General features: G+C 74.0%; 4 protein-coding genes. 1 reads left to right on the top strand and 3 read right to left on the bottom strand.

The features are described from left to right. A partial coding sequence (locus J1M41_RS03590; protein ID WP_241247692.1) for an MFS transporter occupies positions 1–1940 on the bottom strand: 1940 nt, incomplete at its 3' end. A gap of 137 nt (positions 1941–2077) precedes the next feature. After that, the gene (locus J1M41_RS03585) at positions 2078–3820 is read right to left on the bottom strand and encodes a bifunctional 3'-5' exonuclease/DNA polymerase (RefSeq protein ID WP_206451166.1); all 1743 of its coding nucleotides are present in this window, start codon (positions 3818–3820) and stop codon (positions 2078–2080) included. A gap of 239 nt (positions 3821–4059) precedes the next feature. On the opposite strand from J1M41_RS03585, the gene J1M41_RS03580 reads away from it, so the two are divergent. Beyond that, positions 4060–5541, top strand: a complete 1482-nt coding sequence (locus tag J1M41_RS03580) for a sugar porter family MFS transporter (RefSeq protein ID WP_206451165.1) — start codon at positions 4060–4062, stop codon at positions 5539–5541. 73 nt (positions 5542–5614) lie between these two features. Here the strand turns inward: J1M41_RS03580 and J1M41_RS03575 are convergent, their stop codons facing one another. Beyond that, positions 5615–6916: a dicarboxylate/amino acid:cation symporter gene (locus tag J1M41_RS03575; protein ID WP_206451164.1), complete on the bottom strand. Its 1302-nt coding sequence runs from the start codon at positions 6914–6916 to the stop codon at positions 5615–5617. Positions 6917–7011: the final 95 nt, after the last annotated feature.

The following is a 7011-nucleotide window of genomic DNA, read 5'->3' as shown; positions in this document are numbered from 1 at the left end:
GTCAGGGGGCGCGTCAGCGGATGGAAGGCGTGCGCCGCCGCTCCCGCGAACAGTGCCCGGGCCTCCTCGCCGCGCCAGCGCCGGGCCACCACCGTGGCCGGCTGCAGCGCCCGCACCCCGAACCGGCCGAGGCGGACCGGATGCGCCGGCAGGTGTAGCACCGGCCGCAGGACGTCCTCGAGCAGCGCGTCGAACCCCGCGGTCAGCGGCGCGAACAACCGCTCCCAGGCCGGGCCGTCCGCGCCGAGCCCACGAGACTGCAGAAAAAAAAAGATCGCGAAGGACGAGCCGGCCGGCGCCGCCTGGATGGCCTTGACGATGAAGTCCGTGGACCCGGAGGAGTCCGCGGCCTCCACCACGGGCAGGGGGCACTCGGGGTGGGCAGGAGGCGTGCGACGGCCGGGTCGGCGGGGGCCGAGCGCTGCGGCTCCGGGTCCTGGCCCAGGTGCAGCCCGGAGACCAGCCCCCAGAACGCGGCGTCGGACGCGTCCAGCCCGGCCACGGGGCGCCGCCGTCCGTGGTCCGCGCAGGTCCGCGAGTGCGACGAGGAGCGCGAGCGCCATGCACCCCGCCACCAGGGTGAAGGCGGCCATGAACGCCCCGTCCCAGTCGGCACCGGAGGCGACGCCCAGGAACACCCCCACGATCACGGCGGTGCCGACGGCCGTGCCGACGCGCTGGCCGGTCTGCAGGACGCCGCCGGCCGTGCCGGAGTGCCGCGGCGGGACCTCGGCCAGGCTGAGGGTCTGGTTGGGGGAGACCACCAGCCCCTGCCCGGCACCCAAGATGGCGAGGGTGAGCAGCAGCCACCACGGGCTCAGGCCGAACTCCCGGTTGGCCCACGCCACCCCGATGGAGCCCACGACGGCGAGCAGCGCCAGCGCGATGCCGAGGACGACGATCTTCCGGCCCGTGCGCAGCACCACGCGACCGGCCACGGTGGACATCACGCTCGACATGACCGCCGAGGGAAGGCCGATGAGTGCGGCGTGCAGCGCCGGGTAGCCCAGCCCGTTCTGCATGAACATGGCGATCACCACGAACATGCTGGTCGAGCCGGTGAAGTAGATGGCGATCAGCAGGGCGCCGCACGCGAAGCTGCGGGTCTGGAACAGGCGCAGGTCCACCATCGGGGCGCGGCCCCGTCGGGCGTAGCGGGCCTCCCAGCGTGTCCAGAGGGCGGCCAGGCCGATGCCGACGGGCACGAGCACGAACCGCCACGGCCCGAGCTCACGGTCCAGGAACGGGAGCATGACGGCCACGAGGGCGCCGGCCAGCAGGACGACGCCGACCGGGTCCAGGTCCGGACGCCGCGCCCGCTCGGGGGCGGTGCGCGGCAGCCACTGGCGGGCCACGATCAGGGCGCCGAGGGCGATGGGCACGTTCACCAGAAAGGTCGCGCGCCAGCCGAGGTCGCCGCCGAGCCACGCGATGAGCCCGCCGCTGAGCAGCGGCCCCACCGCCACGGACACCCCGACGACGGCGCCGAGCGCCCCGAACGCCCGGGCGCGGGAGGCGCCGGAGAACTCGCCCTGGATGAAGCCGGTGACCTGCGGGTTGAGCAGGCCCGCGCCCACGCCCATGACCAGGCGCGCGAGCACGAGCAGGACGCCCGTGGGCGCCAGGCCGGACAGGAGCGCACCGAGCGCGAACACGCCGAGGCCCACCAGGAACAGCCGGCGGCGGCCGAAGAGGTCACCCGCCCGGCCCGCCGGCACGAGCACCATGCCGAACACGAGGGTGTAGCCGGAGATGGCCCACTGCAGCTCCGCGTCGCTGGCGTCCAGGCCCCGCTGCAGGGCGGGCAGGGCCACGTTGATGCTGGACACGGCCAGCAGGGACATGAAGATCGGGATGAGGAGCACCGCGAGGATGCGCTGCTGGTGCGGGGTGAAGACCGAGGACGCGGCGCCGTCGGACGGACGCGGGGCGACGGGCATGCGGTCTCCTTCACAAGGGTGTCTCGGGCGCTCTCCAGGATCGGCCCTCGTCCCGCATCGTGCCAGGTCCGAGGGTCCTCGGCCCGGTGCGGCGCACGGAGGCCATGACCGCGACCGTCGCCCTGCCGCCCCGTCGCTCACTTCGCGTCCGCGTACGACCCCACGCTGGAGACGGTGAGCGGGAAGTCCACGGGGGCGGGACCGAACAGCAGGCGGCCGGCGGCGCTCGCGGACTCCGCCACGACCGTCCGCACGGCCTCGACCTCCGTGGCCGGGCCGTGCAGGACGACCTCGTCGTGGACGAAGAACACGAGTTCCGTGCGCATGCCGGCCGAGCGCAGTCGACGGCGGATCTCGCCCATCCAGCACAGCGCCCACTCGGCCGCGGTGCCCTGCACCACGAAGTTCCGGGTGAAGCGGCCCTGGGAGCGCCGCCGTCGCCGGGCCGCGGACTCGGCGGCCTGGGTGCCGACGTCGGACACGGACTCCTGCCACTTCCGCCCCGGCGCGGGGGACCAGCGGCCCAGCCACGTGGACACCTGGCCGCCTCCCTCGCCGACGGAGGCCGCCCGCTCGAGCAGGCCGATCGCTCGGGGGTAGAGCCGGCGCAGGTGCGGCATGAGCGCCGCGGAGTCGCCCGTCGTCGAGCCGTACATCGCACCCAGCAGGGCGATCTTCGCGCGCCCGCGGTCGGCCAGCGCGGTGCCGGCCGCCCGGCCCTGCTCCGCCACCTCCCGGTACAGGTCGGGCGTGGTCCCGGCACGGGCCAGCGCCTCGTCGGCGGCCATCGCGGCGAGGATGCGCGGCTCCACCTGGGAGGCGTCGGCCACGGTCAGCGTCCACCCGGGGTCTGCGCGGACGGCGTCGCGCACCCCGGCCGGGACCTGCATGGCCCCACCGCCGTGGGCGGCCCACCGCCCGGTCACCACGCCGCCGACCAGGTAGGCGGCGTGGAACCGGCCGTCGTCGCCGATCCACTGGTCCAGCCAGTGCCAGCCGTTGGCCGTCCACAGCCGGGCCAGGGCCTTGTACTCCAGCAGCGGCGCGAGCAGCGCGGCCCGCGCCTCGCGTTCCGCGCCGCCGGCGTCGATCCAGTGCTTCAGGTCCCACTGCCGCGTGGACTCCACGGCCACGCCCGTCGTCTGCAGCGCCCGCAGCAGGCTGGGCTGCGAGTCGGGGCTCAGCCCGGGGGAGCCCAGGACGTCGGCGATGCGTTCGGCCAGGGCCTGCAGGCGGGCGGGACGCTCGCCCGGTGCAGGCCGGGGGCCGAGCTGCTCGGCGAGGAGCGCCTCGTGCACGCCCCGGTCCCACGGCAGACCCGCCGCCCGGATCTCTGCGGCCACGAGTGCGCCCTGCGACTCCGCCGCCGCGAGCAGCCGCAGCCGGTGCGGGTGGGCCGAGCCCTCGACGGCCGCCCGCTGCGCGGCCAGCTCGGCCGCGAGCACGGTGACGTCCGGGGTGGGGCCGGACTCGTCCGGCAGGTCGAAGAAGGACTCCTGACCGGCGGGCACCCGCGCCGGGCGCTCGGGTTCCGTCGGGTCGGCGACCTCGAGCTGCGCCACGGGCGTGTAACGCACCCCGCTGCCCGGCGCCGTTGCCGCGTGCCGCAGGATCCGCTGGACGAGGGCCAGGTCCCAGCACCGATCCACCCGCACCCCCGCCACCAGCCAGGCGGCGTACTCCGTCCCGACGTCGGCGAGCACCCAGCGGACCGTGCTCGGGTCCACGCCCAGGCGGGCGGGCAGACCGGCCACGAGCCCGGCCACGGACCCGGCGGCGCAGGATCCCAGGGGAGAGGCGCCGTCGCCTTCCCCGTCCAGGGCCCACCAGGCGCCGGGGCTGCCGACGGAGGCGGGGGCGGGGCCCAGGACGACGAACATGGCCCTCATTCTGCCCCGTGACCCGAGGCGCCGTCTGCCGCAGCCCTGTGCGGCAGACCTCCCGGCACGGCGGCGACCACGGCGGGCGCAGCGGGCACGGTTCCCCCTGATGTCCCGCCGCCTCCTCGGGGGGCGGGGAGAAGGGCTGTGCGACTTGCACGCTCGCTGAGCGGAGAACACACTGTGCGGACGCACCGGCGCGCAGCGGGCCGTCGGGCGCCACCCAGAGAGGACCCACCATGACAGCGACCCGGTCCGGCGGCGCCGCGACGTCTCGCCTCAACGCCAAGGTGGTCGGCATCTCGGTCGCCGCCGCGCTCGGCGGCTTCCTGTTCGGCTTCGACACCTCGGTCATCAACGGTGCCGTGGACGCCCTCGCCGGGGAGTTCGGCCTCGGCGCCGGTCTCACGGGCTTCGCCGTCTCCTCGGCGCTGATCGGCTGCGCTCTCGGCGCCTGGTTCGCCGGGCCGATCGCCAACCGCCGCGGCCGCGTGCCCGTGATGGTAATCGCCGCGATCCTGTTCCTGGTCTCCGCCATCGGCTCGGGTCTGGCGTTCGGCGTGGTCGACCTGATCTTCTGGCGCATGGTCGGCGGCCTGGGCGTGGGCGCCGCGTCCGTGATCGCTCCGGCGTACATCGCGGAGGTCAGCCCGGCCCATGTGCGCGGTCGCCTCGGCTCGCTCCAGCAGCTGGCGATCGTCCTGGGCATCTTCGCCGCGCTCCTCACGGACGCGCTCTTCGCGACGATGGCCGGGGGAGCGGCGCAGCCGTTCTGGCTCGGCGTCGACGCCTGGCGCTGGATGTTCCTGGCCGAGGCCGTCCCGGCGGTGCTGTACGGCCTGTTCGCCCTGAAGCTGCCGGAGTCCCCGCGCTACCTGGTCGCCCGCGGCCGCACGGACGAGGCGGCCGAGGTCCTGCACGAGTTCACCGGTGTGGACCGGGTGAACCTGATGATCGAGGACATCCGGCGCTCGCTGGACTCGGAGCGCCGCGAGTCGTTGGCGGACCTGCGTGGACCGTCGGCGGGCCTGCAGCCGATCGTGTGGATCGGCATCCTGCTCTCCGTCTTCCAGCAGGCCGTGGGCATCAACGTGATCTTCTACTACTCCACCACCCTGTGGCGTTCGGTGGGCTTCGGGGAGTCGGACGCCCTCACGGTCACCGTGATCACCTCGGTCACGAACATCGCCGTCACCCTCATCGCGATCGCCCTGGTGGACCGCGTCGGCCGTCGCCCCATGCTGATCGCCGGCTCCGCCGGCATGACGGTCAGCCTCGGCCTGATGGCACTGGCCTTCTCCTTCGCGCAGACGGGCGGCGGCGAGTCCGTGTCCCTGCCGCAGCCGTGGTCCACGGTGGCGCTGGTGGCCGCGAACGCCTTCGTGGTGTTCTTCGGCGCCACCTGGGGGCCGCTGGTCTGGGTGCTGCTGGGCGAGATGTTCCCGAACCGCATCCGCGCCGGCGCGCTCGCCGTGGCCGCCGCCGCGCAGTGGGCGGCGAACTTCACCGTCTCCACCACGTTCCCGTGGTTGGCGGACATCGGACTGACCCTCGCCTACGGCCTGTACGCGGTCATGGCGGCGCTGTCCCTGGCCTTCGTGGCGGCCTTCGTGCCCGAGACCAAGGGCAAGACGCTCGAGGAGATGAGCGACGTCGTCGTGCGCTCCCCGGGGCAGCGGCGCGCGGTGCGCGCCGAGGCGGAGCGGGACCTGCGCGGCTGACACCGCCCGTCCCGACGACGGCCCCCTCCCTGAGCTGCGGACAGGGAGGGGGCCGTGGTGTGTGCGGGGCGGGTCAGCCGGCGTCGGCGCCGGTGGCGACCTCCTGGTCGTCGCGGCGCTCCAGGCCCTCGTCCGCGGAGTCCTCGATGAGACGGTCTCCGGCGATCTTGTCGACGATCATCGCGATGGCGGCGTCGCCGGTCACGTTGGTGGCGGTGCCGAAGGAGTCGATGGCGATGTACGTGGCGACCATGAGCGCGACCTGCGGCTCGGTGAAGCCGAGCATCGAGGTCAGCAGGCCCGAGGCCGCCACGATCGCGCCGCCGGGCACGCCGGGCGCCGCGACCATGGTGACGCCCAGCATGAAGATGAAGCCCACGAACACCGGGACGTCGATCGACTGGCCCGAGAGGAACAGCACCGCGATGGAGAACGAGACGATCTTCACGGTGGAGCCGGCCAGGTGGATCGTCGCGCACAGCGGCACGACGAACGAGGCGATCGGCCGGCGCACGCCGAGCAGCAGGGTCTGGCGCAGGGTCACCGGGATGGTCGCCGCCGAGGACGAGGTGCCCAGGGCCGTCGCGTAGGCCGGCAGCATCGTCTTCAGTGCCGTGAACGGGTTGCGGCCCGCGATCGCGCCCGCGACGACGTACTGGAGGAGCAGCAGCACCACGGTGAGGCCGAAGACCAGCAGGATCACGCCGAGGAACGTGGTGATGACCTTGAAGACCTCGCCGGCGGCGGTCATGTTCAGGAACACGCCGAAGATGTAGACGGGCAGCAGCGGCACGATCAGGCCCATGACGACCCGCTCGATGATCGATCGCAGCTGGTCGAAGCTCTCGTGCAGGGCGCCGCGCGGCAGCATCGTCAGGCCGATGCCGAGCACGAACGCGAGCAGCAGGGCCGTCATCACGCCGAAGGGCGGGTCCATCTGCACCTCGAACAGCGGGTCGAGCAGCGCGTCCTCGGGGTTGGCCATCCCCTCGAAGGACCCGGGCGTGAGGATCAGCGGGAAGACGAGCAGGCAGACCAGCAGGGCGCCGAAGCCGCCGACCAGGGTGGAGCCGTAGGCGATGCCGCCGGTCAGGGCCAGCAGCTTCCCCGCGCCCCGGCCGATGTCGCCGATGGCGGGGGCGACGAGCGCCAGGATCAGCACCGGGACGATGAAACCCAGGAAGTTCGAGAACAGCCCGTTGAAGGTGGCGAAGGCCTGCACGAGCCAGGTCGGCGCGACCAGGCCGACGAGGACGCCGGCCACGATCGCGACGAGGATGCGGGGCAGCAGGCCGAAGCGGCGGCGGGGCACGGCGACGGCGCCCCCGGAGTCGGGGCCGGACGCGTCGAGGGCGTCGGAGTGGGAGCGAGACATGGCCGACACGCTAGCGCAGGCCGTCCTGCCCGTCGCCCGGTCGGTAGGCCATCCTTGGCGGTGCCGGTGACCCCCTTCGTGGCGCAGAACACAGG

The sequence above is a fragment of the Micrococcus sp. KRD096 genome (assembly GCF_017168495.1).
Classification (GTDB): Bacteria; Actinomycetota; Actinomycetes; order Actinomycetales; family Micrococcaceae; genus Micrococcus; species Micrococcus luteus.
Note: the sequence above shows the minus strand (reverse complement) of the source record. Positions and strands in the feature narration are given on the sequence as shown.

Coding starts and splice junctions, on each gene's coding strand:
- J1M41_RS03575 (WP_206451164.1), bottom strand. CDS start 6,916: ATGTCTCGCTCCCACTCCGACGCCCTCGACGCGTCCGGCCCCGACTCC.
- J1M41_RS03580 (WP_206451165.1), top strand. CDS start 4,060: ATGACAGCGACCCGGTCCGGCGGCGCCGCGACGTCTCGCCTCAACGCC.
- J1M41_RS03585 (WP_206451166.1), bottom strand. CDS start 3,820: ATGTTCGTCGTCCTGGGCCCCGCCCCCGCCTCCGTCGGCAGCCCCGGC.